18 protein-coding genes are annotated in these 24,424 nt (G+C 72.4%); 8 read left to right on the top strand and 10 right to left on the bottom strand.

Features of this window, described 5'->3' with window-relative positions:
* The first annotated feature begins 43 nt into the window (after nt 1-43).
* The 3 genes from ACRYCC_RS19080 (at nt 44) to ACRYCC_RS19070 (ending at nt 2,755) form a co-directional block, all read left to right on the top strand.
* On the top strand, nt 44-679 hold the full coding sequence (locus ACRYCC_RS19080; protein WP_433813819.1) for a carboxymuconolactone decarboxylase family protein: 636 nt from the start codon (nt 44-46) through the stop codon (nt 677-679).
* Entirely contained in the window at nt 676-1,254 is a 579-nt protein-coding gene (locus tag ACRYCC_RS19075) for a GNAT family N-acetyltransferase (RefSeq protein WP_433813817.1), read from the top strand. The genes ACRYCC_RS19080 and ACRYCC_RS19075 overlap by 4 nt, the downstream gene beginning before the upstream one ends.
* A 67-nt stretch (nt 1,255-1,321) precedes the next feature.
* The gene (locus tag ACRYCC_RS19070) at nt 1,322-2,755 is read left to right on the top strand and encodes an NAD(P)/FAD-dependent oxidoreductase (RefSeq protein ID WP_433813816.1); all 1,434 of its coding nucleotides are present in this window, start codon (nt 1,322-1,324) and stop codon (nt 2,753-2,755) included.
* A gap of 67 nt (nt 2,756-2,822) precedes the next feature.
* Here the strand turns inward: ACRYCC_RS19070 and ACRYCC_RS19065 are convergent, their stop codons facing one another.
* From ACRYCC_RS19065 to ACRYCC_RS19055, 3 genes are read right to left on the bottom strand one after another with little or no spacing between them, the layout of a single operon-like run.
* Nucleotides 2,823-4,382 carry a glycoside hydrolase family 43 protein gene (locus tag ACRYCC_RS19065; protein ID WP_433813814.1) on the bottom strand — a complete coding sequence of 520 codons (1,560 nt, stop codon included), beginning with the start codon at nt 4,380-4,382 and terminating at the stop codon, nt 2,823-2,825.
* Entirely contained in the window at nt 4,376-6,739 is a 2,364-nt protein-coding gene (locus ACRYCC_RS19060; protein ID WP_433813812.1) for a glycoside hydrolase family 3 N-terminal domain-containing protein, read from the bottom strand. The genes ACRYCC_RS19065 and ACRYCC_RS19060 overlap by 7 nt, the downstream gene beginning before the upstream one ends.
* Before the next feature lie 42 nt (nt 6,740-6,781).
* Complete coding sequence (locus ACRYCC_RS19055) at nt 6,782-7,831, bottom strand: LacI family DNA-binding transcriptional regulator (RefSeq protein WP_433813810.1); 1,050 nt, start codon at nt 7,829-7,831, stop codon at nt 6,782-6,784.
* Between the two features lie 265 nt (nt 7,832-8,096).
* Between ACRYCC_RS19055 and ACRYCC_RS19050 the strand changes: the two genes are divergently transcribed.
* From ACRYCC_RS19050 to ACRYCC_RS19040, 3 genes are read left to right on the top strand one after another with little or no spacing between them, the layout of a single operon-like run.
* Nucleotides 8,097-9,389: an extracellular solute-binding protein gene (locus ACRYCC_RS19050; protein WP_433813808.1), complete on the top strand. Its 1,293-nt coding sequence runs from the start codon at nt 8,097-8,099 to the stop codon at nt 9,387-9,389.
* Between the two features lie 28 nt (nt 9,390-9,417).
* Nucleotides 9,418-10,416 (top strand): carbohydrate ABC transporter permease, encoded by a 999-nt coding sequence (locus tag ACRYCC_RS19045; RefSeq protein ID WP_433813807.1) that lies wholly within the window; start codon nt 9,418-9,420, stop codon nt 10,414-10,416.
* Entirely contained in the window at nt 10,413-11,240 is an 828-nt protein-coding gene (locus tag ACRYCC_RS19040) for a carbohydrate ABC transporter permease (RefSeq protein ID WP_433813805.1), read from the top strand. The genes ACRYCC_RS19045 and ACRYCC_RS19040 overlap by 4 nt, the downstream gene beginning before the upstream one ends.
* Before the next feature lie 5 nt (nt 11,241-11,245).
* Here ACRYCC_RS19040 and pgl read toward each other — a convergent pair whose 3' ends face one another.
* The 7 genes from pgl to tkt all read right to left on the bottom strand — a co-directional run bounded on the left by pgl (nt 11,246) and on the right by tkt (nt 21,558).
* The gene (gene pgl, locus ACRYCC_RS19035; protein WP_433813802.1) at nt 11,246-12,025 is read right to left on the bottom strand and encodes a 6-phosphogluconolactonase; all 780 of its coding nucleotides are present in this window, start codon (nt 12,023-12,025) and stop codon (nt 11,246-11,248) included.
* On the bottom strand, nt 12,022-13,002 hold the full coding sequence (locus ACRYCC_RS19030; protein WP_433813800.1) for a glucose-6-phosphate dehydrogenase assembly protein OpcA: 981 nt from the start codon (nt 13,000-13,002) through the stop codon (nt 12,022-12,024). The genes pgl and ACRYCC_RS19030 overlap by 4 nt, the downstream gene beginning before the upstream one ends.
* Before the next feature lies 1 nt (nt 13,003).
* Complete coding sequence (gene zwf, locus ACRYCC_RS19025; RefSeq protein ID WP_433813799.1) at nt 13,004-14,548, bottom strand: glucose-6-phosphate dehydrogenase; 1,545 nt, start codon at nt 14,546-14,548, stop codon at nt 13,004-13,006.
* 418 nt (nt 14,549-14,966) lie between these two features.
* Nucleotides 14,967-16,595, bottom strand: a complete 1,629-nt coding sequence (locus ACRYCC_RS19020) for a phosphoheptose isomerase (RefSeq protein ID WP_433813797.1) — start codon at nt 16,593-16,595, stop codon at nt 14,967-14,969.
* A 157-nt stretch (nt 16,596-16,752) separates the two neighbouring features.
* Nucleotides 16,753-18,399 carry a phosphoglucose isomerase-related protein gene (locus tag ACRYCC_RS19015; protein WP_433813796.1) on the bottom strand — a complete coding sequence of 549 codons (1,647 nt, stop codon included), beginning with the start codon at nt 18,397-18,399 and terminating at the stop codon, nt 16,753-16,755.
* Nucleotides 18,396-19,505 carry a transaldolase gene (gene tal, locus ACRYCC_RS19010; protein ID WP_433813795.1) on the bottom strand — a complete coding sequence of 370 codons (1,110 nt, stop codon included), beginning with the start codon at nt 19,503-19,505 and terminating at the stop codon, nt 18,396-18,398. Before tal ends, ACRYCC_RS19015 begins: the two co-directional genes overlap by 4 nt.
* A gap of 10 nt (nt 19,506-19,515) precedes the next feature.
* The gene (gene tkt, locus ACRYCC_RS19005; protein ID WP_433813929.1) at nt 19,516-21,558 is read right to left on the bottom strand and encodes a transketolase; all 2,043 of its coding nucleotides are present in this window, start codon (nt 21,556-21,558) and stop codon (nt 19,516-19,518) included.
* 637 nt (nt 21,559-22,195) lie between these two features.
* Between tkt and ACRYCC_RS19000 the strand changes: the two genes are divergently transcribed.
* Together ACRYCC_RS19000 and ACRYCC_RS18995 are read left to right on the top strand one after the other, a co-directional pair.
* Entirely contained in the window at nt 22,196-23,122 is a 927-nt protein-coding gene (locus ACRYCC_RS19000) for a heme o synthase (RefSeq protein WP_433813927.1), read from the top strand.
* A gap of 49 nt (nt 23,123-23,171) precedes the next feature.
* Complete coding sequence (locus ACRYCC_RS18995; protein WP_433813793.1) at nt 23,172-24,410, top strand: PrsW family intramembrane metalloprotease; 1,239 nt, start codon at nt 23,172-23,174, stop codon at nt 24,408-24,410.
* Nucleotides 24,411-24,424 lie beyond the last annotated feature (14 nt).

The following is a 24,424-nucleotide window of genomic DNA, read 5'->3' as shown; positions in this document are numbered from 1 at the left end:
ACCCCTGATGTGCTCCGCCACTTCATCGCATAACGTGCCGTAGGTGATTGACGATGACCTCGATCCTCCCGGCGAAGACCTACCGACCCGGCTGCCGCTGCTGCGTCCGGACCTCCTCAGCGTGGAGCAGCGCGAGGTCTACGACGCGATCGTGGGCGGCCCGCGCGCGCAGCGGCCGCCGCTGTTCCGCATCGCCGACGAGCATGGGCGGCTGCTCGGGCCGTTCAACGCGATGCTCCACAGCCCGGTGGTGGGCCGCCCGCTGCAGGAGCTCGGCGCCGCCCTCCGGTTCCGGGTCAGCCTGACCAGGAGAGAGCGCGAGATCGCGACCCTCGTCGTCGCCGCGCACTGGCGCTCCGACTACGAGTGGTACGCCCACGAGCGGCTCGGCGGCAAGGCCGGGCTGACCGGCAAGGAGATCGCCGCGCTGAAGACCGGCCGCGATCCGGTCCTTCCCGTGCTGCGCGAGCGGATCGTCCACGAGGTGGCCCGGTCCATGGCCGCCGACCAGGATCTCAGCGACGCCCTCTACAACGAGGCGGTCGCCACCCTGGGACGGCCCGCGGTGGTCGAGCTGGTCACCCTCGTGGGCTACTACGGCGCGCTGGCCCTGCAACTGCGGGTCTTCCGGATGACCGTGCCGAAGGGAGAACCGGACGTGGACTGGGAGGATCCGTGAGCGACACCGGCGAGCTTCGGACCCAGCGGCTGGCCCTGCAGCCGCTCAACATGAGCGATCACGCGGTGCTGCTGACCCACTGGACCGGGCGGCTCGTCCGCCGGTTCCTGTTCGACGACTACGTCCTGACAACGGCGGAGGTCACCGAGACGATCGTGACCAGCCAGCGGTCCTTCGCCATGGCCGGGTTCGGGCTCTGGGCGCTGCGGCCGGCGCCCCGCCACGCGGTCCTCGACTCGAGCATGCTCGGCACCGCGCTGCTGGGCACCGCCGGGCTGCGCCCGCTGGACGACTCCGAGGACCCCGAGATCGAGATCGTCTACAGCCTGGAGCCCGATCGCTGGGGGCACGGCTACGCCGCCGAGGCCGCCGCCGCCATCCTGGACTACGCCTTCGGGACCGTCGGGCTGACCCGGGTCATCGCCGAGATCGACCGCGGCAACGCGGCCTCCGAGGCCGTGGTGCGCCGGCTCGGGATGCGGCCCGTCCAGACGGCCGCCGAGCCGCCCGAGCCGCCCGGCCCGATGATCCACGTCGCCGTCGACCGAGCCGGATGGCTCGGATCCCGTCGTTAGACGACGGATTGACAACAGATTCGTTGCCCATAGTGCGTACTTGCAACGGATCTAGCAGTATGGGCGCATGACCGCCCCCTCTTCGCCCGCCGCGCTGGCCGACGGGTTCGTCAACGGCCGGGTGTCGCACTGGTTCGACCAGATCGGCCTGCCCGAGCCCGGCGCCCGGCTGCCGGGCTCCCGCGACGCCGACGTGTGCATCGTCGGCGCCGGCTACACCGGCCTCTGGACCGCCTACTACCTCAAGCGCGAGCGGCCCGACCTGCGCATCGTGGTGCTGGAGAAGGAGTTCGCCGGGTTCGGCGCCTCGGGGCGCAACGGCGGCTGGATCGTGGGCGAGCTGGCCGGCTCCCGGGAGCACTACGCGCGGCGCCACGGCCGCGACGCCACCGTCGCCCTCCAGCGGGAGATGTTCGAAACCGTCGACGAGGTCGTCCGCACCGCCGCGGCGGAGGGCATCGACGCCGACGTGACCAAGGGCGGGGTGCTGACCGTCGCCACCAACCGGGCCCAGCTCGGCCGGCTGCACGCGATGGTCGCGCACGACGCCGAGTGGGGCTGGGGCGCCGGCGACCTGCGGCTGCTGGACCAGGCCGAGCGCGAGGACCGGGTGCGGATCGACGGCGCGCTCGGCGCCGCCTGGAGCCCGCACTGCGCACGCGTCCAGCCGGCCAAGCTCGCCCGTGGCCTGGCGCGGGTGGTCAGCGGCCTCGGCGTGGAGATCTTCGAGCAGACCCCGGTGACGGAGATCCGCCCCCGTACCGGCGCGGCCCCGGCCGCCGCCACGACCCCGTACGGCACGGTGTCGGCCGAGTACGTCATCCGGGCCACCGAGGGCTTCACGGCGGGCCTGGCCGGGCACCACCGCGACTGGCTGCCGATGAACAGCTCGATGATCGTCACGACTCCGCTGCCGCCTGAGGTGTGGGACCGCATCGGCTGGTCCCGCTCGGAACTGCTCGGCGACATGGCCCACTACTACATGTACGCCCAGCGGACGGCGGACGGCAGGATCGCCTTCGGGGGCCGGGGAAAGCCCTACCGGTACGGCTCGAAGGTCGACGACGCGGGCCGGACCCAGGACTGGACCGTCGACACGCTCTGGCACATGCTCGTCCGGATGTTCCCGGCCGTGGCGTCGGCGGGGCAGGTCGCGCACGCGTGGTCCGGGGTGCTCGGCGTGCCCCGGGACTGGTGCTCGGCCGCCGTCCTCGACCACACGACCGGCCTGGGGCACGCCGGCGGCTACACCGGCCACGGCGTCGCCACCACCAACCTGGCCGGCCGCACGCTGCGCGACCTCGTGCTGCGCCGGGACACGTCGCTGACGGCGCTGCCCTGGGTCGGCTGGAAGGTCCGCCGCTGGGAACCCGAGCCGCTGCGCTGGCTCGGCGTGCAGACGATGTACGCGCTCTACCAGTCCGCCGACGCCGCCGAGTCCCGGGGCCGGCCGGGCACCTCGCCGATCGCCCGGTTCGCCGACCGGCTCTCCGGGCGCTGAGCACGCGGGCGGACCGGGCCGACGCCCACCGGGGCCCGCCGGGTCTCCGGGCCCGGCGGCGCCTTGTTCACTCCAGGCCGCGGTACTCGAACCAGTCGAAGTCGGCGATGCCGCTGCTCGGCCGCCCGTCGCTGCTCGCGTACATGCCGAGGTAGGCGCCGATGAAGCCGCCCGCCACCTGGGTGCTCAGTACGCTGCCGTCGACCGCGGCCCCGATCGGCCGCCAGACGCCGGTCGCGTCGGCGTACCGGAACCGGTACTCCTGATCGTGGGCCTCGACCGCCAGCCGGACGCGTCCCTCCGGCACGGCCTCCTCGGCGAGCGGCTCGTCGGTCCCGGCGGCCCTCCGGATCAGCCTGACGACCCGGTGACCGTCGCTCAGGGTGACCACGCACCGGAGCTGGAAGTCGTCGTTCTGCATCAGGACCAGGCCCGCGCACTCGTTCCCGGCCCGGGGGGCGAAGTCGAGCGCGGTGTGCGCGACGAAGCGGTGATCGCGCTGCCTGCGGGCGACCAGGCTCGGGCAGGCGCGGTCCGCGAGGGTCTCGGGCCGCAGCCGCAGCCGCAGATGGCCGGGCCGCTCGGCCAGGTCCCAGAACCGCTCGCGCGGCGTGCGCAGCATGTTCCAGTGCGGGGCGAGCACGGGGTCCTCGAAGTTGTCGCAGGCGGGCTCGGCCGGCCACCGGTGCTCGGGCAGGTTCGGCCGGGTCCCCTCGGACTCCACCCGGCCCGCGCCGGGGGCGATGAGCGGCCAGCCCTCCTCCCAGGTGACCGGCGCCAGGAAGGTCTCCCTGCCGAGGTTGCCCTGGTGACCGCCGGACGGCCGGGTCGCGAGCAGCACCGCCCACCACTCGCCCGCCGTGGTCACCACCAGATCGGCGTGCCCGGTCCCGACGATGGGATGACCGGCGCCGAGGTGACGGTGGGTCAGTAGCGGATTGCGTGGGTTGCCCTCGTACGGGCCGGTGACCCGTCGCGCGCGGGCCACGGTGACCGCATGGTCGAGTGCGGTGCCCCCTTCGGCGACCACGAGGTAGTAGAAGTCCCCGATCCGGTACAGGTGCGGTGCCTCCACCCAGACGGCACCCCGCAGCGCGCCGTCCCACAGCACGTGCTCCGGGCCGGTCAGCGTCGGCCCGGCCGGGTCGAACTCGCGCAGCCAGATCTCGGTGTGCCCGTCGGCGTCGGTGGGGCGGGTCGCGTGGAACCAGGCCCGCCCGTCGGTGTCGAAGAACAGCGAGGGGTCGAAACTCCCGGTCTCGCCCAGCCAGTGCGGCGCCGACCACGGGCCGGCCGGGTCGGTGGCCGTCACCACGAAGTTGCCCTCGGCGCCGGTGCCGTCGACCAGGGTGCACACGACGTAGAAGGTGCGGCCGGAGTGCCGGATGGTCGGCGCGTACAGCCCTCCCGACGGGCGGATCCCGTCGAGCGGCAGCCGGTCCGGCCGGTCCAGGACGTGCCCGAGCGGCCGCCAGTGCACCAGGTCGCGGCTGTGGAAGACCGGCAGCCCGGGAAACCACTCGAAGGTCGAGGTCACCAGGTAGTAGTCCGGCCCCACCCGGCAGATGGACGGGTCGGGGTGCGATCCCGGCAGGATCGGGTTGCGGAAGCCCGTGCCGCTCAGCACGGGACGACCCTGGCGGGCACGGTCAGCACCCGCTCCCGGCCGGGGGCCCGGACCGGCCCGTCCAGGACGAACGAGCCGCGCAGCGGAGGGTCCTGGCTGGACGGGCCCACCTCCACCTCGATCGTCCCGGGCTCCACGATGCGCCGGAGGTCCGGGCCGGTGAACGAGGTGCGGTCGGCGTGCACGGTGAACTCCACCCGCGCGGCCTGCCCGGGGCCGAGCGGGACCCGGGCCCACCCGGCCAGCCATCGCACCGGCCGGACCACGGAGGCCACCGGGTCGCGGAGATAGAGCTGCACGACCTCGGTGCCGGGCCGCTCGCCGGTGTTGCGCACCGTGAGACCGACCTCCGCGGCGCCGTCGGTGCCCACCACCGGGGTCACCTCCAGGTCCGTGTAGCCGAAGCTGGTCCAGGTCAGTCCATGGCCGAAGGGGAACAGCGGGGTCGGGTCCGCGGCGCTCCAGCGCGAGTTCAGGCCGGTCAGCGGCTGGAGGTAGGTGCCCGGCTGACCCCCCGGGTCCCGCGGCACACCGACCGGCAGCCGGCCCGAGGGCTCGACCCGCCCGGACAGGACCCCCGCGATCGCGGCGGCGCCCTCCTCGCCCGGGAAGAACGCCTGCACCACCGCCGCGGCGCGGTCGGCGATGCCGCCCAGGGCGTAGGGCCGGCCGGTCATCAGCACCAGGACCACGGGGGTCCCGGTGGCCAGCACGGCGTCGGCGAGTTCGGCCTGGCGGCCGGGGAGGGCGAGGGTGGCCACGTCGCAGCCCTCGCCCGAGGTGCCCCGGCCGAACAGCCCGGAGCGGTCGCCGAGGGCCAGCACGCAGATCCGCGCGGCGCGGGCCGCCGCCACCGCCGCTTCGATGCAGGTGTCGGTGACCTCGAAGCCCGGCCCGGCCGTCACGGTGAGGTCCGCCTCGGGCAGCTCGGCCCGCAGGGCGTCCGCCAGCGTGGGGATCTCCACGCCGAGCGGCAGGCCGGGGTACCGGGTGGCGACATGGCTGGGAAAGGTGTAGCAGCCGAGCATGGCGAGGGGATCGTCCGCGAGGGGCCCGGTGAGGGCGAGCCGGAGACCCTGGTGCCGCGGCGTGCCGTCGCCGGGGTCGCGCAGCGGGAGCAGCCCGTCGTTGGCCAGCAGCACGACCGACTCCTCGGCGAGCCGGCGGGCCAGCGACCGGTCGCCCGGCGCGTCGAGATCGCCGGGCGCCTCGCCGTCCCCGGCGGCCGGCGGGTCGCCGTCCAGCAGGCCGAGCTGGCACTTGACGGTCAGCACCCGCCGTACGGCCCGGTCGAGATGCTCCACGGGCACGGCCCCGGTGCGCACCATGGCGGCCAGCGGCGCACCGTAGCAGCGGGCCGTGGGCAGCTCCACGTCGACGCCCGCGCGCAGCGCCAGCGCCGCGGCCTCGCCCCGCGACCCGGCGACCGCGTGCATGGACTCCAGGAAGGAGATCCCGAAATAGTCGGCGACCACCATGCCGGTGAAGCCGAGCTCGTCGCGGAGCAGGCTGGTGAGCAGCTGCTCGTCGGCCGCGGCCGGCATGCCGTCTACATCGGCGTAGGAGTGCATGACCGCCCGGGCCCCGCCCTCGCGGAGCGCCAGCACGAAGGGCTCGACGACGAGGTCGGCGAACTCGCGCGGGCCCAGCGCGGCCGGTGCCATGTTGCGGCCCGCGCGGGACGCGGCATAGCCGGCGAAGTGCTTGACCGTGGCGACCACTCCGGACCGTTCCAGTCCCCGGACGTAGGCGGTGCCGAGGACACCGACGAGGTAGGGATCCTCTCCGATGGACTCTTCGGTGCGGCCCCACCGGTAGTCGCGGACCACGTCGAGGACCGGTGCCAGGCCCTGGTGCACGCCCAGCAGCCGCATGCTCGTGCCGATGGCCGCGGACATCTCCTCCACCAGGCCCGGATCGAAGGTCGCGCCCCAGGCCAGCGGGCAGGGGAAGACCGTCGCCGTCCACGTCATGAGGCCGGTCAGGCACTCCTCGTGCGCGATCGCGGGGATGCCGAACCGGTTGCCGGCCGCCACCCGCTCCTGGAGCTCGCGCAACCGTGCGATCCCCTCCGCGGGGGAGACGGGGGCGGTGCCGAAGACGCGGGTGAGCTGGCCGAGCCCGTCGGCCAGGAGCGTCGCCAGCGGCGGCGGCTCGCCGAAGTCGTCCGGTGCCGGTGCCATCTCGGCCCCGGCCCGCCCGGACTCGGCCCAGAACCCGGTGAGCTGGCCGGCCTTCTCCTCGATGGTCATCAGGCCGATCAGATCGTCGACCCGTTCGCCGACCGGCCGGGCGGAGTCTCGCCATGCGCTGGTCGCCCAGTCGCGGGATGCGGCACGCCGGAGTGCTTCGGCCATGAGGGGTCCCGTCTGTCGAGGTGGGGGAAGGGCCACGGCCCGCTAGACCGGAGGCGCGCCGGTGGAGAGCCGGATCCGCAGCTCGGTGGCGAGCTCGACCCTGGGGCTGACCAGGGGCTCGCCGTCCAGCTGCTGGAACAGCGTCCGGGCCGCGATCCGCCCCATCTCCTCCAGCGGCTGGCGGACCGTGGTCAGCGGCGGCGACAGCCACTGGCAGAGCGGCAGGTCGTCGAACCCGACGACGCTGAGGTCGGCCGGGATGCCGAGACCGGCCTGGCGGGCCGCCTCGTAGACCCCCATGGCCTGCTCGTCGCTGCCGGCGAAGATGGCGGTGGGACGATCGGCCAGCTCCAGGAGCCGGCGGGCCGCGCGGAAACCGGCCTCGTGCTTGAAATCGCCGTACTGGATCAGGGCGCGATCGGCCTCCAGCCCGCCGCGCTCCAGCGCGGCCCGGTAGCCGTCGATGCGGGCTTGGGAGCACAGCATCTCCTGGGGGCCGCCGATCACCGCGATCCGCCGGTGCCCCAGCGAGATCAGGTGCTCCGTCGCGGCGAGGCCGCCGGCCCAGTTGGTCGCGCCGACGCTCACCAGGTCGGAGTCGGGCAGGTCGACGGGGTCGATGACCACCATGGCCACGCCCGCCCGCTGGATCTGCGCGCGTTGCTGCGGGGTGATCCGGGAGGTCACCAGGATCACGCCGTCGCTGTGGTGCTGGACGGTCAGCGAGGCCCAGCTGGGCGGCCGGGCGTCGTCGTCGCGCACCAGGGAGACGACCGTACCGGCCCCGCGTTCGGCGCACTCGGCCTCCACGCCGCGCAGGATCTCCACCGCCCAGGGGCTGTCCAGGCCGCCGATGACGAGGTCGACCAGCCCCGAGCGGCGGGCCCGCCGGCCGCCCGGCGCGAGGTAGTTGTGGGTCTTCAGCAACTCGGTGATGCGTTCCCGGGTGGTGGCCGCGACATCGGTCCGGCCGTTGAGCACCTTGGACACGGTGGCGGCGGAGACACCCGCCTCCGTGGCGATGTCCGCGAGAGTGGGGCGGGCCCGCCGGCCGGGTAGCGGTTCGGTCGTCGTGGCGACTCGGCGTCCCACAGGTGGCGCTCCTTTGCTGGTTCTGCCGTCTCTGAGCCTGGCGATTTCGAAGACTAGCGCAACTTTTCGAAAGGTCATAGTGCCGGGTTGGACGGCTCAAACCCTCTGGTTCAGGGGCCTGTAAGAAAACTGACCGCCGGGGGTTGACCTTTGTTATGGCACGTTCTTAAGGTACGGCCACGGATGAATTCCGATACTTTTCGAAAACTATCGACGCGCCATCATCACCGTTCATCTCTGCCACCCCCACTTCAAGGAGATCACGATGGGCGATCAGCATCTCTCGCGCCGCAGCTTCCTGTCCGCGGCGGCCGTGGCGGGTCTCGGCGCACCCCTCCTCGGCGCCTGCGGGGGCGGGAGCAAGGACGCGTCCGGATCCAAGAAGCTCACCCTCGAGTGGTGGAACATCATGACCACCGAGCCGGCGAAGTCGGAATGGGTGGCGCGTGCCAAGGAGTACAGCACCTTGCACCCGGACGTGACGATCAAGCCCGTGGCGATGGAGAACGAGGCGTACAAGGCGAAGATGACGGCGGTCGCGGCGTCCGGGAAGCTGCCCGACATCTTCCACACCTGGGGCGGGGGCGTGCTGCAGCAGCAGGTCGACGCGGGACTGGTGAAGGACCTCACCTCGGACATCTCCGGCTGGTCCGGCAACCTGACGCCGATCTCCATGCAGCCCTACCAGCTCGGCGGGAAGACCTACGCCGTCCCGTTCGACATCGGCATGGTGGGCTTCTGGTACAACAAGGCGCTGTTCACCAAGGCCGGGATCACGGCACCGCCGGCCACCTGGGCGGCGCTCCTCGACGACGTCAAGAAGCTCAAGGCGGCCGGGATCACCCCGATAGCGCTGGCCGGCAAGGAGAAGTGGCCCGGCCACTACTACTGGGCCTACCTCGCCATGCGCGTCGGCGGCCTGTCCGCGCTGAAGCAGGCCGCCGTCACCAAGGACTTCAACGGCCCCGCCTTCGTCGAGGCGGGCCGGCACCTCAAGGAGCTCGTCGACCTGGCCCCCTTCCAGCAGGGCTTCCTGGGCGCCGGCTTCGACACGCCCAACGGGCAGGCCGCGACGATGGGCAACGGCAAGGCGGCCATGGAGCTGATGGGGCAGTGGGCGCCCAGCGTGGAGAAGTCCTCGGGCAAGGGCATCGGCGCGAATCTCGGCTTCTTCCCCTTCCCCGTCGTCGAGGGCGGCCAGGGCGTGGTCACGGAGGTCTTCGGCGGCGGCGGCGCCAACGCCCTCCGCAAGGACGCGCCCGCCGCGGCGCTCGAGTTCCTCAAGTGGTTCGCCCAGGTCGACACCGACCGCAAGATCGTCGCGACGGGGGCGGTCATGCCGGTCGTCAAGGGGGCCGAGAACGCGCTCACCGACCCGAACCTCACCGTCGTGTCCAAGACGCTGGCCGGGGCGACCGGCTTCCAGCTCTACATCGACCAGGCCTTCCCGCCGGCCGTCGGCCAGGAGGTCAACGACAACGTGGCCGCGCTCATCGCCGGCCAGAAGACGCCCCAGCAGGTCACGCAATCGATCACCCGGACGGCCAAGAGCCAGTAGTCGACCGACGGTGACGGGAGCGAACGCGATGACCGTGACGACCACCGAGGACAGAACGCCCGGCGATGCCGCCCCCGCGGTCACCCGGGCGGCAGGGGCCGGTGGCGGACCGGCGTTCCGCCGCCGCCTGCGGGGCTGGACGACCATCGCCTTCTTCCTGACGCCGGCGCTGGTGCTGTTCGGCCTCCTGGTCCTGCTCCCGATCGCCCTCGCCCTCTACACCAGCGTGTTCAAGTGGGGCGGTTTCGGCGCACCGTCCGACTTCGTGGGGCTGGGCAACTTCACCGCGCTGTTCGCCGACGGCGTCTTCCTCGGCGATCTCTGGCGGGGCCTGGTCCTGATCCTCTTGACGATCACGCTCCAGCTGCCGTTCGCGCTCGGCATGGCCGTGCTGCTCAACCAGCGGCTGCGTGGCCGGGCGGTCTACCGGATGCTGTTCTTCGCGCCGTACGTCCTCTCCGAGGTGGTCACCGGTGTGCTCTTCAACATGATCTTCTCGCCGGGGCAGGGACTCGCCGACCACGCGCTCGGGTCGGTCGGGCTCGGGGGCCTGGGCGGTGGCTGGTTCTCCGACCCGTCGACCGTCCTGGTCACGCTGTTCCTGGTCATGACCTGGAAGTACTTCGGCTTCCACATGATGCTCTACCTGGCCGGGCTGCAGGGCATCCCGGCGGAGGTGCTGGAGGCCGCGTCGATCGACGGCGCCGGAGCCTGGCAGAGGTTCCGGCACGTCACCCTGCCGCTGCTCGCACCGACCCTCCGGATCAGCGTGTTCCTGTCCATCATCGGGGCGGTCCAGCTGTTCGACCTGGTCTGGGTGACCACCTCGGGCGGGCCGATCCACTCGTCCGAGACCATGGCCGTCACGATGTTCCAGTTCGGCTTCAAACGCTACGAGGTCGGTTACGCCAGCGCGATCAGCGTGGTCATGTTCGGCATCAGCCTCGTGTTCGCACTCGCCTACCAGCGGTTCGTCATGCGCCGCGACGTCCAGGGAGCCCTCACCGTCATGCGAGGCCGGCGATGATCCCGCGGTGGCTGCGGGGCCTTTCCCTGCACGCGATCATCTGGGTGATCGGGGCGTTCATCGTCATCCCGCTGCTCTACGGTCTGCTCTCCGGATTCAAGAGCACCGATCAGCTGTCGGGCCACCCCTTCGGCCTGCCCTCTCCGTGGGTCACGTCGAACTACACCGACATCCTCGGCTCTGGCACGTTCTGGCGGCAGATCGGCAACAGCACGCTGATCGCGGTGGCGACCGCACTCCTCACGGTCGGCGTGTCCGCGCTCGCGGCCTTCGTGTTCGCCCGCTTCGCCTTCCGGGGCCGGGAGACGCTGTTCACGCTGTTCACGATGGGGCTGATGTTCCCGTTCGCGGTGGCGATCCTGCCGCTGTTCGTCCTGCTGCGGACCTTCGGCCTGCTGGACAACCCGCTCGGGGTGATCCTGCCGCAGGCCGCCTTCGGCCTGCCCATGACGATCATCATTCTGCGCGGCTTCTTCCGGACCATCCCCGGGGAGCTCGAGGAGGCCGCGACGATCGACGGCTGCAGCGCGTTCGGCTTCTTCTGGCGCATCCTGCTGCCCATGGCCCGGCCGGCGCTGGGCACGGTGTCCGTGCTGGCGATCGTGACCAGCTGGAACAACTTCTTCCTGCCGCTGCTGGTCTTCACCGATCCCTCCTGGTGGACGATCCCGGTGGGAGTCCAGCAGTTCCAGGGCCAGTACGCGGCCGACATCGCCCGCATCCTCGCCTACGTCGTCGTCGCGATGGTGCCGGCGCTCGGCTTCTACGCCGTCGCCGAACGCCAGCTGATCGGCGGGCTCACCGCCGGCGCGACCAAGGGCTGACCCGCTCAGGGTGAGGCGATGCGCTCCATGCCGTGCGGCAGCCGGGACGCCGCCGCCCGGTCGAGCAGGAACAGCGTGCTCTGCCGGCCGCGGGCACCGGAGGCCGGCACCTGGACGGGCCCGGCGTCGGACAGCGCGAGCCGTACGGCCGTGGCCTTGGACTCACCGGCCGCCATGATCCAGACCTCCCGGGCCGTGCGGATCGCGGGCAGCGTGAGGGTCAGCCGGGTCGGCGGCGGCTTGGGGGCGCCGTGCACGGCGACCACCGGCCGCTCGTCGTACAGCGCCGGCATCCCGGGGAACAGCGAGGCCACGTGCGCGTCCGGGCCCAGGCCAAGCATCAGCACGTCGAACGACGGCACCGGGCCGTGGTCCTCGGGCCGGGTCGCGGCCCGCAGCCAGCCGGCGTAGCGCTCCGCGGCCGCCTCCGGTCTGTCGCCGTCCGGCCCGTCCGGCCCGGGCATGGTGTGCACCCGGGCCGGATCGACGCCGACGTGGTCGAGCAGGGCCTCGCGGGCGCCGGTCTCGTTGCGCTCGGGATGACCGGTGGGCAGGAAACGCTCGTCGCCCCACCAGATGTCGAGGTGGCGCCAGTCGATGGCGTCGCGCGCCCCGGTGGCGGCGACCTCGGCGAGCACCGCCGTGCCGACGCCACCGCCGGTGAGGACCACCGAGGCGCTGCCGCGGGCCGCCTGGACGTCGACCAGGCGGGTGACCAGCCGGGCCGCCGCCGCCTTGGCCAGCAGCGGCTGGTCCCGGTGGATCAGCACCGTGGGGGTGCTCATGACGCGGCCGGCTTGCGCCGGGAACGCCGGACCGGTTCCGCGGCCCCGGCCGCCGGCTCCTGCCCGGCCATCCGCATGTCCTTGGCGAACCGGGTCACCGCGTCCTCGTAGACGTCGTCGGGGTCCAGCCGGCGCAGCTCCTCGGCGAGCAGCTCCGGCATCGGGCGGCGGTGCAGCGCCACCTGGCGGTCCGGCTGCCCGGGTCGGGACAGCGAGGCCACCCGGCCGTCCGGGCGGGTGACCGCGAGGTCGCCCTCGGCCGTGGCCAGCCGCACCGCGGTCACTCCCGGGCCGCTGGAGTCGCGCCGCTCGACCGGGACGCCGAGCCGCACCGACAGCCAGGAGGCCAGCAGCTCGGCGCTCGGGCTGTCGGCCTCGGCCTCGACGATCCCGGACACGATGTCGCCGTGCGGCTGGTCGAGCGAGGCCGCCAGCAGGGTGCGCCACGGGGTGAGCCTGGTCCAGGCGAAGTCGGTGTCACCGGGCTGGTACACCTCGCCGAGCCGGACGAGGGTGCCCAGCCGGTCCCTGGCCGCGTAGGAGTCGGTCACCCGGCGCTGGGCCAGCTGGCCCAGCGCGTCCTCGCTGGGCGACTTCGGGGCCTTCCCCGGCCACCAGGTCACCACCGGGGTGTCCTGGACCAGCAGGGGGATGACGACGGTGTCGGCGTGCTCGGCGACCGGCCCGTACATGCGCAGCAGGACCGTCTCGCCCGGCCCGGTCTCGCCCATCCGGATCTCCGCGTCGAGCCGGGAGGAGGCGCCGCGGGCGTCCCGGGAGATCACGATGATCACCCGGCAGGGGTGCTCGCGGGCGGCCTCGGTGGCCGCGCGGGCCGCGTCGTACTGCGCCGACTCGTCGGTGACGATCACCAGGGTCAGCACCATGCCGACGGCCGGGCCGCCCATCAGGTGACGGGCCTGCCGCAGCGACTTCTGGATCTGCCTGGTGGTGGTGTCCGCAAGGTCGATGTTCATGTCAGAGCCTTCTCCAGGCGCGGCCCTCGCGGGCCATCATCAGGTCCGCCGAGGCGGGACCATAGCCACCGGAACGGTACTGCTCCGGGTGGCCGTGCGCGGCCCAGTACTCCTCGATCGGGTCGAGGATCTCCCAGGAGAGCTCGACCTCCTCCTGGCGGGGGAACAGCGGGGGGTCACCGATGAGGACGTCCAGCAGCAGCCGCTCGTAGGCCTCCGGGGAGGACTCGGTGAAGGACTCGCCGTAGGCGAAGTCCATGTTCACGTCACGGACCTCCATCGAGGTCCCCGGCACCTTGGAGCCGAACCGCACCGTGATGCCCTCGTCCGGCTGGACCCGGATCACCAGCGCGTTCTGGCCTAGCTCCTCGGTGTCGGTCTGCGAGAACGGCAGGTGCGGGGCGCGCTGGAACTGGACCGCCACCTCGGTCGACCGCCGGGCCAGCCGCTTGCCGGTGCGCAGGTAGAACGGGACCCCGGCCCACCGCCGGGAGTCGATCTCCAGCTTGATGGCGGCGTAGGTCTCGGTGATCGAACCGCTGGGGATGCCGTCCTCTTCGAGGTACCCCTTCACCTTCATGCCGCCCTGCCAGCCGGCGGCGTACTGGCCGCGGGCGGTGACCAGCCCCAGGTCGCCGTGGGACTGCACCGCCGACAGCACCTTCGCCTTCTCCATCCGCACGGCCTGCGCGCCGAAGGAGGTGGGCTCCTCCATCGCGGTCAGCGCCAGCAGCTGCAGCAGGTGATTCTGGATGACGTCCCGCGCCGCGCCGATGCCGTCGTAGTAGCCGGCCCGGCCGCCGATGCCGATGTCCTCGGCCATGGTGATCTGGACGTGGTCGACGTACGAGCGGTTCCAGATGGGCTCGAACATGGAGTTGGCGAAGCGCAGCGCCAGGATGTTCTGCACCGTCTCCTTGCCGAGGTAGTGGTCGATCCGGAAGATTGACTCCTCGGGGAAGACCTTGTGCACGATGTTGTTGAGCTCCTGTGCGCTGGCCAGGTCGTGACCGAACGGCTTCTCGATGACCACCCGGCGCCAGGACTTCTCGTCGTGCTCGGCCAGCCCGGAACGCTGCAGCTGCTCGACGACCTGGGGGAACGCCTTGGGCGGGATCGACAGGTAGAAGGCGTAGTTGCCGCCGGTGCCGCGGCTCTCGTCGAGCTCCTTGACCGCCATCGCCAGCGCGTCGAAGGCGCCCGGGTCGCCGAACTCGCCCGGCACGAAGTGCATGCCCTCCGACAGGTGGGTCCAGACCTCCTCCCGGAACGGCGTGCGCGCGTGCTCCTTGACCGCCTCGTAGGCGACCTGCCGGAAGTCCTGGTTCTCCCAGTCGCGGCGGGCGAAGCCCACCAGCGAGAAACCGGGCGGCAGCAGCCCCCGGTTGGCCAGGTCGTAGATGGCGGGGAGCAGTTTCTTGCGGGAAAGGTCACCGGTCACGCCGAACAGCACGAGCACGCACGGCCCGGCCACCCGGGGGATGCGCTTGTCCCGCGGATCGCGCAGCGGGTTGTTGGATGAGATGTCTGAAGCGGGCGGCCTCATGCCCGTCCTTTCTGGGCGGCTTCCAGCCGTCGGGCGTCGCCCGCCCATCGGTTGTCGGGACATTGGCGGGGGGCGGGTCCACGCTGCCTGCGCGGCGCGCGGGCCGCCCCCGGCGTCCGGGTGGTGCGCCGCGGCCGGCCCGGCGACGGATCGTCCCCGGATCGGCCGTCACGATCGGTGATGTCTTGGGTGACGTTCCCGGTCACCATCGGCTTCACGCCCTTCTCCGGACCGTCGTTCGGAATGCCGGTCAACGGGATCGGCGGTCGAACGTCGCCGGGCGTACGCTGCGGACGGTCACGCTCTGTCCCCCCGCGCCGCACCCCCGTGCCTGTCTTCCTCCCACCCTATCCCGGCCCGGAAATCACATGATCGGCATATGTGGGGTTTCCGGCGCGGACGCGTGCGGGGCGGGCGCTCACGGCGCCTCCCGGACGGCCTGCGCGAGCCGGCCGGACCCCTCCACGGGGTCGCGCAGGTGCAGCCAGACCACGGGCAGGCCCCGGCGGCGCAGGGCCCGCACGTCGGCCAGGGCCCGTGCCTGCTGGAGCTTGCCCAGGGTGTACGGCCTGCCGGGGACCGCCCGGTCGGTCAGCACGCTGCCGGTCACCACCAGGAACACCCCGCCGCCCGGCCCCTGCTTGTGGAAGGTGCCGGTGCCGTGCAGGTAGCCCGGTCCCGGGCCGTAGGTCACCGGCCGCTGGGTCCGCCGGGCCAGGCTCGGCGCGAGATAGCGGCCGGAGAAGTCACCGGACAGGTAGGTCATGATCGAGAGGTACCCCAGCGGCGGGATGCCGCGGGTGAGGGCGCCCACCACCCCGGCGAGGGTCAGGGCGCCGTACGGCCCGGACGCGGGGGACAGGTCGGTGTAGACCGCGATCCCGTCGTCGACGAACGACGGCTCGCCCGCCGGCAGCGGCCCGTCGCCGGACTCGTGCAGGAGCCGGGCGGCGTCGGTCTCGACCTCGCGGGTCATGTCGGCGGAGGTCTCGAAGGGGTTGACCCCCATCAGCCAGCCGGCCACGGCGGTGGCGTACTCCCAGATCACGAACTGCGCGCCCAGCGGCGCCCACAGCGAGGTGTCGGCGTCGGGGTTGGGGGAGCTGGCCGGGTTGAGCGTCACGCCGTGCACGTCCGCGGACGAGCCCGCGGGCGGCCGGCCCGCCGGATCGAAGGGCAGGATGCCCCGCTCCTGCTTGCCGGTGGCGGTGGCGACCAGCTGGGTGATCCAGCCGGAGAGCGCGGTGGCCCCGCCGGTCTCGCGCAGGACGAACTTGTCCCGGACGGTGCCGTCGCGGTCGTGGTTGGCACAGCCGCCGAGGATCGAGCCGAGCAGCAGGCCCGGGTTGTCCTCCGAGCGGGTCAGGGAGGGCAGCGCGGCCGCGGCCTGGTCCAGGACGGCGCCCACGTCGGCGCCGGCCAGCGCGGCGGGCACGACGCCGTACGCCGACAGCGCGCCGAAGTGGCCCGGCAGGAAGGGGTCGGTCAGGCCGAGGCGGTAGCCGCACTCGCGGGCGAAGTCGTCCAGCGGGCTGTCGTGGTCGGTGATGACGAGGAACCGGCCGGCGATCTCCCGCTCCGGCAGGCCGTGCTCGCGGAAGGCCTGCTCGAAGATCCGCCGGTAGGCGTCGCCCTCGATCGAGACGCCCTGCTTGCAGGACAGCACCACCAGGGTCCGGTCGAGCTTGGTGAGGGCCATGCCCAGCGCGGCCGAGTCGGCACCGTCGAGGACGGTCAGCGCCACCGAGGCGCTGCTGGCGATCGACTGCGCCGCCAGGCCGTCGGCGCCCACGGCGACCAGCACGATGTGGTCGAGTCCCGCCTGGCGGACCTCGGCGATCAGGCCCTCGAGCCGGTCGAGGAGCTCCCGGGAGGCGCTGGGCAGGTCCAGCCAGCCCAGCCTGTTGTGGTCGACCGCCCGCCTTCCCCACAGCCGGGGGTCCTTGGCGGCGAGCGCCGCGGGCACACCGCACGTCACCAGGTAGTCCCGGGCCTGCAGGGCAGACTCCAGCACATCGCCCCGGGTCAGTACATCGACACCGTTCACCACATGCCTCCTCGCCCCAATCGTTCCAGGGGAAAGGGGTCTGGCGCGACCTTCTGCACCATCTTCTGACATATCGAGATCTACCGGTGTTCGTTTGGGTGGCCGAACGCGAGGCGCCGCACGATCCCGGATCGTGCGGCGCCTCGGCCGTGCCGGGTCAATGTTTCAGGGCCGTCAGCAGCTGGGCCAGTCCCTCGGCCCGGTGGCGCAGGTGGACGCGCACCGCCGGGCGCCCCCGCGAGCGCAGCGCCCGCAGGTCACCGAAGGCCTGGGCCAGCTGGAGCGCCTTGAGCGTGTACGGCCTGCCCGGCACCGGGACGTCCTGGCGGACGTCCCCGGTGAGCTGCACGAACACGCCGTTCTGCGGGCCGCCCTTGTGGTACTGGCCGGTCGAGTGCAGAAACCGCGGCCCCCAGCCGAACGTCACCGGGGCGGCGACCCTGCGCACGTCCGCGGCGCGGGCGGCCAGCAGTGGCCGCAGCCCCTCCGCGGCGGACTCCCCGACCCGGTCCAGGTAGGCCATGATCGCGAGATAGCCGCGCTCCGGCACCGCCGACAGCAGGATGTCGAAGACCTCGCCCAGGTCCTTGGCGCCCTTGAGCAGGTCACCGGCCGCGTGCACCTCGACCGCCCCCTCGGCGAAGGCGGGCGAGCCCGCGATCACCGTGGGGGACTGGCCGTCCTCGACGCCGCGCAGCAGCGACGCGGTGTTGTCCTTCGACTCCTGCACGTTGGGCTGGTCGAACGGGTTGACGCCGATCACCCGCCCGGCCACCGCCGTGGCGTACTCCCAGAGCAGGAACTGGGCGCCGAGCGGCCCGGACACGCTGAGCCCGGGGTCGCGGCCGGGGGCCGGCTCGTCCGGGCGTGAGCCGAGCATGACCCGCCGGACGTCCTCGGTGGCCGCGAAGCCGGGGGCGTCCACGCCCTCGACCACCACCGGCAGCATGCCCTTGCCCTCCTTGCCGGTCGACTCGGCGATCAGCTGCTCGGCCCAGTCGCCGAAGCCGATGATCCCCGAGCCGTGGTCGGCGATGACGAGCTTGTCCCGCCCGGTCAGCACCGACGCGCCGAGCGCGGCGCCGAGTGCCAGCGCCGGGTTGTCGTAGGGCTGGCGCAGCGCCGGGGACAGGTCCGCCGCCTCGTCCAGCAGCCGGGAGACGTCCGCCCCGGCCAGCGCGCTCGGCACCATCCCGAACGCGGTGAGCGCGCTGTAGCGGCCGCCCACGTCCGGGTCGGCCAGCACCACCCGGTAGCCGGCCGCACGCGCGGCCGACTCCAGCGGCGAGCCGGGATCGGTGACCACGATGATCCGCCCGGCCGGGTCGATCCCGGCGTCCCGGAACGCCCGCTCGTAGATCCGCCGGTGGCTGTCGGTCTCGACGGTGCCGCCGCTCTTGCTCGACACCACCAGGACCGTGCGCTCGAGCCGGTCCCCGAGGACCCGCGTCACCTGACGCGGGTCCGTGGTGTCCAGCACGGTGAGCTCGACGCCCTCCGTGCGGGTGATCACCTCGGGGGCCAGCGACGAGCCGCCCATGCCGGACAGCACCACATGGTCCAGGCCCTCCGGGCGCAGCCCGGCGAGCTCGGGGAGCAGCGCACGGGAGCCGTCCGGCGCGTTGAGCCAGCCCAGGCGCCGGGACGCCGTGGAGACCGCGTCCGGCCCCCACAGGTGCGTGCTGCCGTTGGTCAGTGCGGCGGGCACCCCGTCGGAGACGAGGCGGTCGAGCACCGACTGGGCCTCCTCGACGACATCGCGCGTGGTGACCGAGACTCCGCCCGCCGTCACCACCGAGGTCATCGGGCCTTGTCCTCCAGCTCCTTCTTGACCGTGGCGAGCAGCTCGTTCCAGGAGGTCTCGAACTTCTCGACGCCCTCCTCCTCGAGGACCCGGACCACGTCGTCGTAGTCCACGCCGAGGTCCTTGAGCCGGCCGAACAGCTCCCGGGCCTCGTCGTAGGTGCCCGCGACGGCGTCGCCGCGCAGCCGGCCGTGGTCGGCCACCGCGTCGAGGGTCGCCTCCGGCATGGTGTTGACCGTGCCCGGCGCGACCAGCTCGTCGACGTACATCGTGTCGGGGTAGGCCGGGTCCTTGACCCCCGTGGAGGCCCACAGCGGCTTCTGCGGCCGGGCCCCGGCCGCGGCCAGTGCCTTCCAGCGGTCCGAGGCGGACTTCTCCTCGTACAGCGCGTAGGCGAGCCGGGCGTTGGCGATGCCCGCCTTGCCCTTGAGCGCCTCGGCCTCGTCCGAGCCGATCTTGCCGAGGCGCTTGTCGATCTCGCTGTCGACCCGGCTGACGAAGAAGGACGCCACCGAGGCGATCTTCGACAGGTCGTGGCCGTTGGCCCGGGCCTGCTCGAGCCCGGCGAAGAAGGCCTCGATGACCTGGCCGTAGCGCTCGAGGGAGAAGATCAGCGTCACGTTCACGCTGATGCCCTGGGCCAGCACCGCGGTGATGGCGGGCAGGCCGGCCAGCGTCGCCGGGATCTTGATGAACACGTTGGGCCGGTCGACCATCCACCACAGCGCGCGCGCCTCGGCGACGGTCGGGTCGGTCTTGAGGGCCAGCCGGGGGTCGACCTCGATCGACACCCGGCCGTCCTGGCCCTCGGTGCGGTCGTAGACGGGCCGCAGCACGTCCGCGGCCCACCGGATGTCGTAGGTGGTGATGGCCCGGGAGGCCTCGCCCACGTCGACGCCGCGGACGGCCAGGTCGTGCACCTGCTCGTCATAGGCGGAGCCCTTGCTCAGCGCCTTGGCGAAGATCGTCGGGTTGGAGGTCACCCCGGTGACGTTCTTCTTCCGGAGCAGCTGCTCGAGGTTGCCGCTCTGCAGCCGTTCACGGCTGATGTCGTCCAGCCAGATGGATACGCCCTCGGCAGAGAGCTTGTTCAGGATGTCGCTCACGAGTCTCTCCTCAGTTGCCGGTGGTCGAGCCGTGCCCGGTCTGCCCGGCCTTGGTGAGGCTGGCCCGGGCGGCGATGGCCACGTTGTCGGCGGTGAAACCGAACTGCTGGTACAGGGTCTTGTAGTCGGCCGAGGCGCCGAAGTGCTCCAGGCTGACCGACTCGCCGAGGTCGCCGACGTAGGTGCGCCAGCCCAGCGCGACGCCGGCCTCCACCGAGACGCGGGCGCGCACCGAGGGCGGCAGCACCTGCTGCTTGTACGCCTCGTCCTGCGCCTCGAACCACTCGACGCACGGCATGGACACCACGCGGGTGGGCACCCCGTCGGCCTCCAGCGCCTCGCGGGCGGCGACGGCGATCTCCACCTCGCTGCCGGTGCCGATGAGGATCACCTGCGGCTGGCCGTCGGAGGCGTCCAGCAGGACGTATCCGCCCTTGGCCGTGCCCTCGGCCCCGGCGGTCTCGGAGCGGTCGAAGACCGGCAGCTTCTGCCGGGTCAGGCAGAGGCCGGCCGGCCGGTCGGTGTGCTCCAGGATGGTGCGCCAGGCGACCGCGGTCTCGTTGGCGTCCGCGGGGCGTACGACGTCCAGACCGGGGATCGCCCGCAGCGCCCACAGGTGCTCCACCGGCTGGTGGGTGGGGCCGTCCTCGCCCAGGCCGATCGAGTCGTGCGTCCACACGTAGGTGACCGGCAGCTTCATCAGCGCGGCCAGCCGTACCGCCGGGCGCATGTAGTCGCTGAAGACCAGGAAGGTGCCGCCGTAGGGCCGCGTGCCGCCGTGCAGCGCGATGCCGTTGAGGATGGCGCCCATCCCGTGCTCGCGGATGCCGAAGTGCAGGGTCCGGCCGTACCGGTCGCCCGGGAACTCCTTGGTCTGGAACTCCTCGGGGATGAAGGACGGCTCGCCCTTCATCGTGGTGTTGTTGCTCTCCGCCAGGTCGGCCGAGCCGCCCCACAGCTCGGGCAGCACCGGGCCGATCGCGGTGAGCACCTCACCGGAGGCCGCGCGGGTGGCGAGGCTCTTGCCCGGTTCGAACTCGGGCAGCTTGGCCTGCCAGCCGTCGGGCAGCCGCCGCGCCGCGATCCGGTCGTACTCGGCGGCCCGCTCGGCGTGCGCGGCGCGCCAGGCCTGGTAGCCGGTGTCCCACTCGGCCCGCAGGTCCCGGCCGCGCCGTACGACCTCGCGGGCGTGCGCCAGCAGCTCCTCGGGGACGTCGAAGCTCTTCGCCGGGTCCTGGCCGAGGATCTCCTTGGTGGCGGCCACCTCGTCGGCGCCCAGCGCCGAGCCGTGCGCCTTGCCGGTGTTCTGCTTGTTCGGCGCGGGCCAGCCGATGATCGTGCGCAGTGCGATGAACGAGGGGCGGCCGGTCTCCGCCTTGGCCGCCTCCAGCGCGCGGGCGAGCGCCTCGACGTCCTCGTGGTAGTCGTCGCCGTCGGTCCAGTCCACCCGCTGGACGTGCCAGCCGTACGCCTCGTACCGCTTGGCCACGTCCTCGGAGAAGGCGATCTTGGTGTCGTCCTCGATCGAGATGTGGTTGTCGTCCCACAGCGCCACCAGGTTGCCCAGCCGCTGGTGGGCCGCGATGGCGCTGGTCTCGTGGCTGACGCCCTCCTCGAGGTCACCGTCGGAGACGATCGTCCAGATCGTGTGGTCGAACGGGGACTCGCCGGGAGGGGCGTCGGGGTCGAACAGGCCGCGCTCGCGGCGGGCCGCCATCGCCATGCCGACCGCGTTGCCCAGCCCCTGGCCGAGCGGCCCGGTGGTGGTCTCCACCCCGATGGTGTGCCCGTGCTCGGGGTGGCCGGGGGTCAGGCTGCCCCACGTGCGCAGCGCCTCCAGGTCCTCCAGCGTCAGCCCGTACCCGGACAGGTAGAGCTGGATGTACAAGGTCAGGCTCGAGTGCCCGGCGGACAGCACGAAGCGGTCCCGGCCCGGCCAGCCGGGGTCGGTCGGGTCATGACGGAGGAACCGCTGGAAGAGCAGGTAGGCGGCGGGCGCGAGGCTCATCGCCGTGCCCGGGTGACCCGAGCCCGCCTTCTCGACCGCGTCCATGGCGAGCGCGCGGATCACGTCCACGGTCCGCCGGTCCTGGTCTGACCATTCGAATGTATTGATCTCGGACTGCGTAGCCACCGGAAGCCTCAGGCTCCTCTCCAACCGAAAATTTTCACGTAGCACGATCATGTGCTGGTGGGTCATGAAACAGGTGCTCACCGTGCGGACCGCCGGGAGCGGTCTCAACCTGGTCGTCCAATGTCGGCGGCCCGTCTCGTCACCTGCGGGGGATCACGTTCCGCCGGTCCCAGCCTACTCAGAAGAAGGCCGCACCGACGGCACGCGGTGCCTGCCCCGAAGTCGCACTCCCACACTTGCCCGATCGGTTCCGCGGCTAACCCCCCACCTGGGTGATCTTCGGGGTGAGCCGAGGTCACCCGCCGGAACGGCGTGCCCGGCGACCCGGTGCTCGATCCGGTGAAGGTGCGGACTACAGTGAGTGCGCGGTCACCGCCGCTGCTGCGATTGCCGGCCGGTGGCCACGATGACGAGAGGCAGGCTCTCCAGCGACCTGCCCTGTCGCCCGGCCTCTCCCGGCCTTGGACGGGCGAGAATCGCAACGACATAAACAGGTGGACGTGGACCCGCTGTGACGGTGCTCAGTAACAAGCTCAGCAATGAGCACGCAGAAGAGGTGCCCCCGCAGGCGCCACCGGAGCCGGTCCCCGGCGACCGGCCCCTCGGCGCGCTCGTCCGCGCCTACGTGGCACTGACCAAGCCGCGGGTCATCGAGCTGCTCTTGATCACGACGCTGCCGGTGATGTTCCTGGCGGCCGGGGGGCTGCCGCCGCTCGGCACGGCGCTGGCGACGCTGGTCTTCGGCACCCTGTCGGCCGGCGCGGCCAACGCCATCAACTGCTACATCGACCGGGACATCGACGCCAAGATGCGCCGGACCCGGCGCCGGCCGCTGGCCCGCGCCCAGGTCAGCCCCCGGGAAGCGCTGATCTTCGGGGTCACGCTGGCGGTGCTGTCGACGGCCGGCTTCCTGCTCACGGTGAACGTGCTCGCCGCCGCGCTGTCGGCGTCCGCGATCCTGTTCTACATCTTCGTCTACTCGCTGCTGCTCAAGCGCCGGACCTCGCAGAACGTCGTGTGGGGCGGGATCGCCGGGTGCATGCCGGTCCTCATTGGCTGGTCCGCGATCACCGGTGGCCTGGCCTGGACCCCGTTCGTGCTGTTCGGGGTGGTGTTCCTCTGGACGCCGCCGCACACCTGGACCCTCGCGATGCGCTACCGCGAGGACTACCGGATCGCCGGGGTCCCGATGCTCCCGGTGGTCGCCACCGAGCGCCAGGTGATCGTGCAGAGCGTGCTGTACACCTGGGCCACCGTCCTGTGCTCGCTGGCCCTGTGGCCGGTCGCCGGCATGAGCGTCGTCTACGGGGCCGTCGCCGCCGTGCTCGGCGTGGTCGTGCTGGCGGAGGTGCACCGGCTGCTCGCCCACGTCCGGGCGGGGGCCACCGGGGTGGCGCTGCGCCCGATGCGGTTCTTCCACCTCTCCAACGTCTACCTGGCGCTGCTGTTCGCCGCGGTCGCCATCGATCCGCTCTTCCGCTGAAACACGGCTGACACAGACGGCCCGGGACGGTTGGACTACGCTCGCGCCCATGGCGCGTGTTGACCCGAAGGCTGTGCTGGCGGGGCGGGTCCCCGGACGTCCCCCGATCGGCCTGATGACCGGCCTCGCGATCACTTCCGCCTGCGCGCTCGTCGCGCTCGGGCTGTACGCGCTGACCGGAGGGGCCGCCGGGTTCGCCGTCGGCGTGATCATGGCGGTGCTGCCGGTGCCGCTGCTGGTCTCCCTGGTGCTGCTGCTGGACCGGCTGGAGCCCGAACCCTGGCGCGACCTGGTCTTCGCGTTCATGTGGGGCGCCGGGGTGGCGGTGCTGGGCGCGCTGATCCTCAACACCTACGGGTACGAATACCTCACCCAGCCGCGGTTCGGCACCGAGCAGGGCCATTTCCTCACCGCCACCGTGGGGGCGCCGATCATCGAGGAGTCGTTCAAGGGCGCGGTGCTGTTCGGGTTGCTGTGGTTCCGCCGCACCGAGATCGACAACCTCACCGACGGGATCATCTACGCGGCGATGGTCGCGCTCGGCTTCGCGATGATGGAGAACGTCGCCTACTACATGAAGGCCTTCGACGCCGGGGGCGGCCACCAGCTCGAGGCGGTCTTCATCCTGCGCAGCGTGCTCGCCCCCTTCGGGCACCCGCTGTTCACCGCGATGACCGGGCTGGGCGTGGCGTACGCCGCGACGGGCAGGCGCACCGTGGGGCGGTGGCTCGCCCCGATCGGCGGCCTGCTCGCCGCCATGGTCCTGCACGGGCTGTGGAACGGGTCCACCACCTTCGGCTACCGGGGCCTCATCGTGGTCTACCTCTTCGACCTGTGCATCCTGGCCCTGCTCGTGGGCGTGGTCATCTGGGAGCGGCGCCACATGGTCCGGCTCATCGGCACCTACCTGCCGAGGTACGGCGGCACCGGCCTGGTCAGCCCGCTGGACGTGCAGATGCTCGGCCGGCTGCCGGCCCGCAAGGACGCCCGGCGCTGGGCCCGCCAGGTCGGCGGCGCGGCGGGCCGGCGGGACATGGCCAACTACCAGCTGGCCGCCACCGAGCTCGCGCTGCTGCACCAGCGCGCCGACCGGGGCCTGGCCGAACAGGGCTGGTTCGAGCAGCGGCAGCGCGCCCTGCTGGAGCTGATGCGGGACGCGCTGGACCGGTTCCGCCGCGACGTGCCCCCGCCGCGGCGCCCGCAGGTGCCGCCCTGGGCGCACGGCGGCCCGACCGCCTTCCGGCCGGTGCCGCCCGCCCGGCCGTACGGCCCCCCGCTCTCCCCCTAGCGTCACCCGCGAGG

This window comes from Actinomadura scrupuli (assembly GCF_050971785.1).
Lineage (GTDB): Bacteria > Actinomycetota > Actinomycetes > Streptosporangiales > Streptosporangiaceae > Actinomadura_E > Actinomadura_E scrupuli.
This window is presented reverse-complemented; position numbering and strand designations above follow the sequence as displayed.

Excerpts from the sequence above, each read along its gene's own strand:
- ACRYCC_RS19045 (WP_433813807.1), top strand. The coding sequence starts at position 9,418 with ATGACCGTGACGACCACCGAGGACAGAACGCCCGGCGATGCCGCCCCC.
- zwf (WP_433813799.1), bottom strand. The coding sequence starts at position 14,548 with ATGAGGCCGCCCGCTTCAGACATCTCATCCAACAACCCGCTGCGCGAT.
- pgl (WP_433813802.1), bottom strand. The coding sequence starts at position 12,025 with ATGAGCACCCCCACGGTGCTGATCCACCGGGACCAGCCGCTGCTGGCC.
- tkt (WP_433813929.1), bottom strand. The coding sequence starts at position 21,558 with ATGGACGCGGTCGAGAAGGCGGGCTCGGGTCACCCGGGCACGGCGATG.
- ACRYCC_RS19040 (WP_433813805.1), top strand. The coding sequence starts at position 10,413 with ATGATCCCGCGGTGGCTGCGGGGCCTTTCCCTGCACGCGATCATCTGG.
- ACRYCC_RS19050 (WP_433813808.1), top strand. The coding sequence starts at position 8,097 with ATGGGCGATCAGCATCTCTCGCGCCGCAGCTTCCTGTCCGCGGCGGCC.
- ACRYCC_RS19060 (WP_433813812.1), bottom strand. The coding sequence starts at position 6,739 with ATGGCCGAAGCACTCCGGCGTGCCGCATCCCGCGACTGGGCGACCAGC.
- ACRYCC_RS18995 (WP_433813793.1), top strand. The coding sequence starts at position 23,172 with ATGGCGCGTGTTGACCCGAAGGCTGTGCTGGCGGGGCGGGTCCCCGGA.
- ACRYCC_RS19015 (WP_433813796.1), bottom strand. The coding sequence starts at position 18,399 with ATGACCTCGGTGGTGACGGCGGGCGGAGTCTCGGTCACCACGCGCGAT.
- ACRYCC_RS19030 (WP_433813800.1), bottom strand. The coding sequence starts at position 13,002 with ATGAACATCGACCTTGCGGACACCACCACCAGGCAGATCCAGAAGTCG.
- ACRYCC_RS19070 (WP_433813816.1), top strand. The coding sequence starts at position 1,322 with ATGACCGCCCCCTCTTCGCCCGCCGCGCTGGCCGACGGGTTCGTCAAC.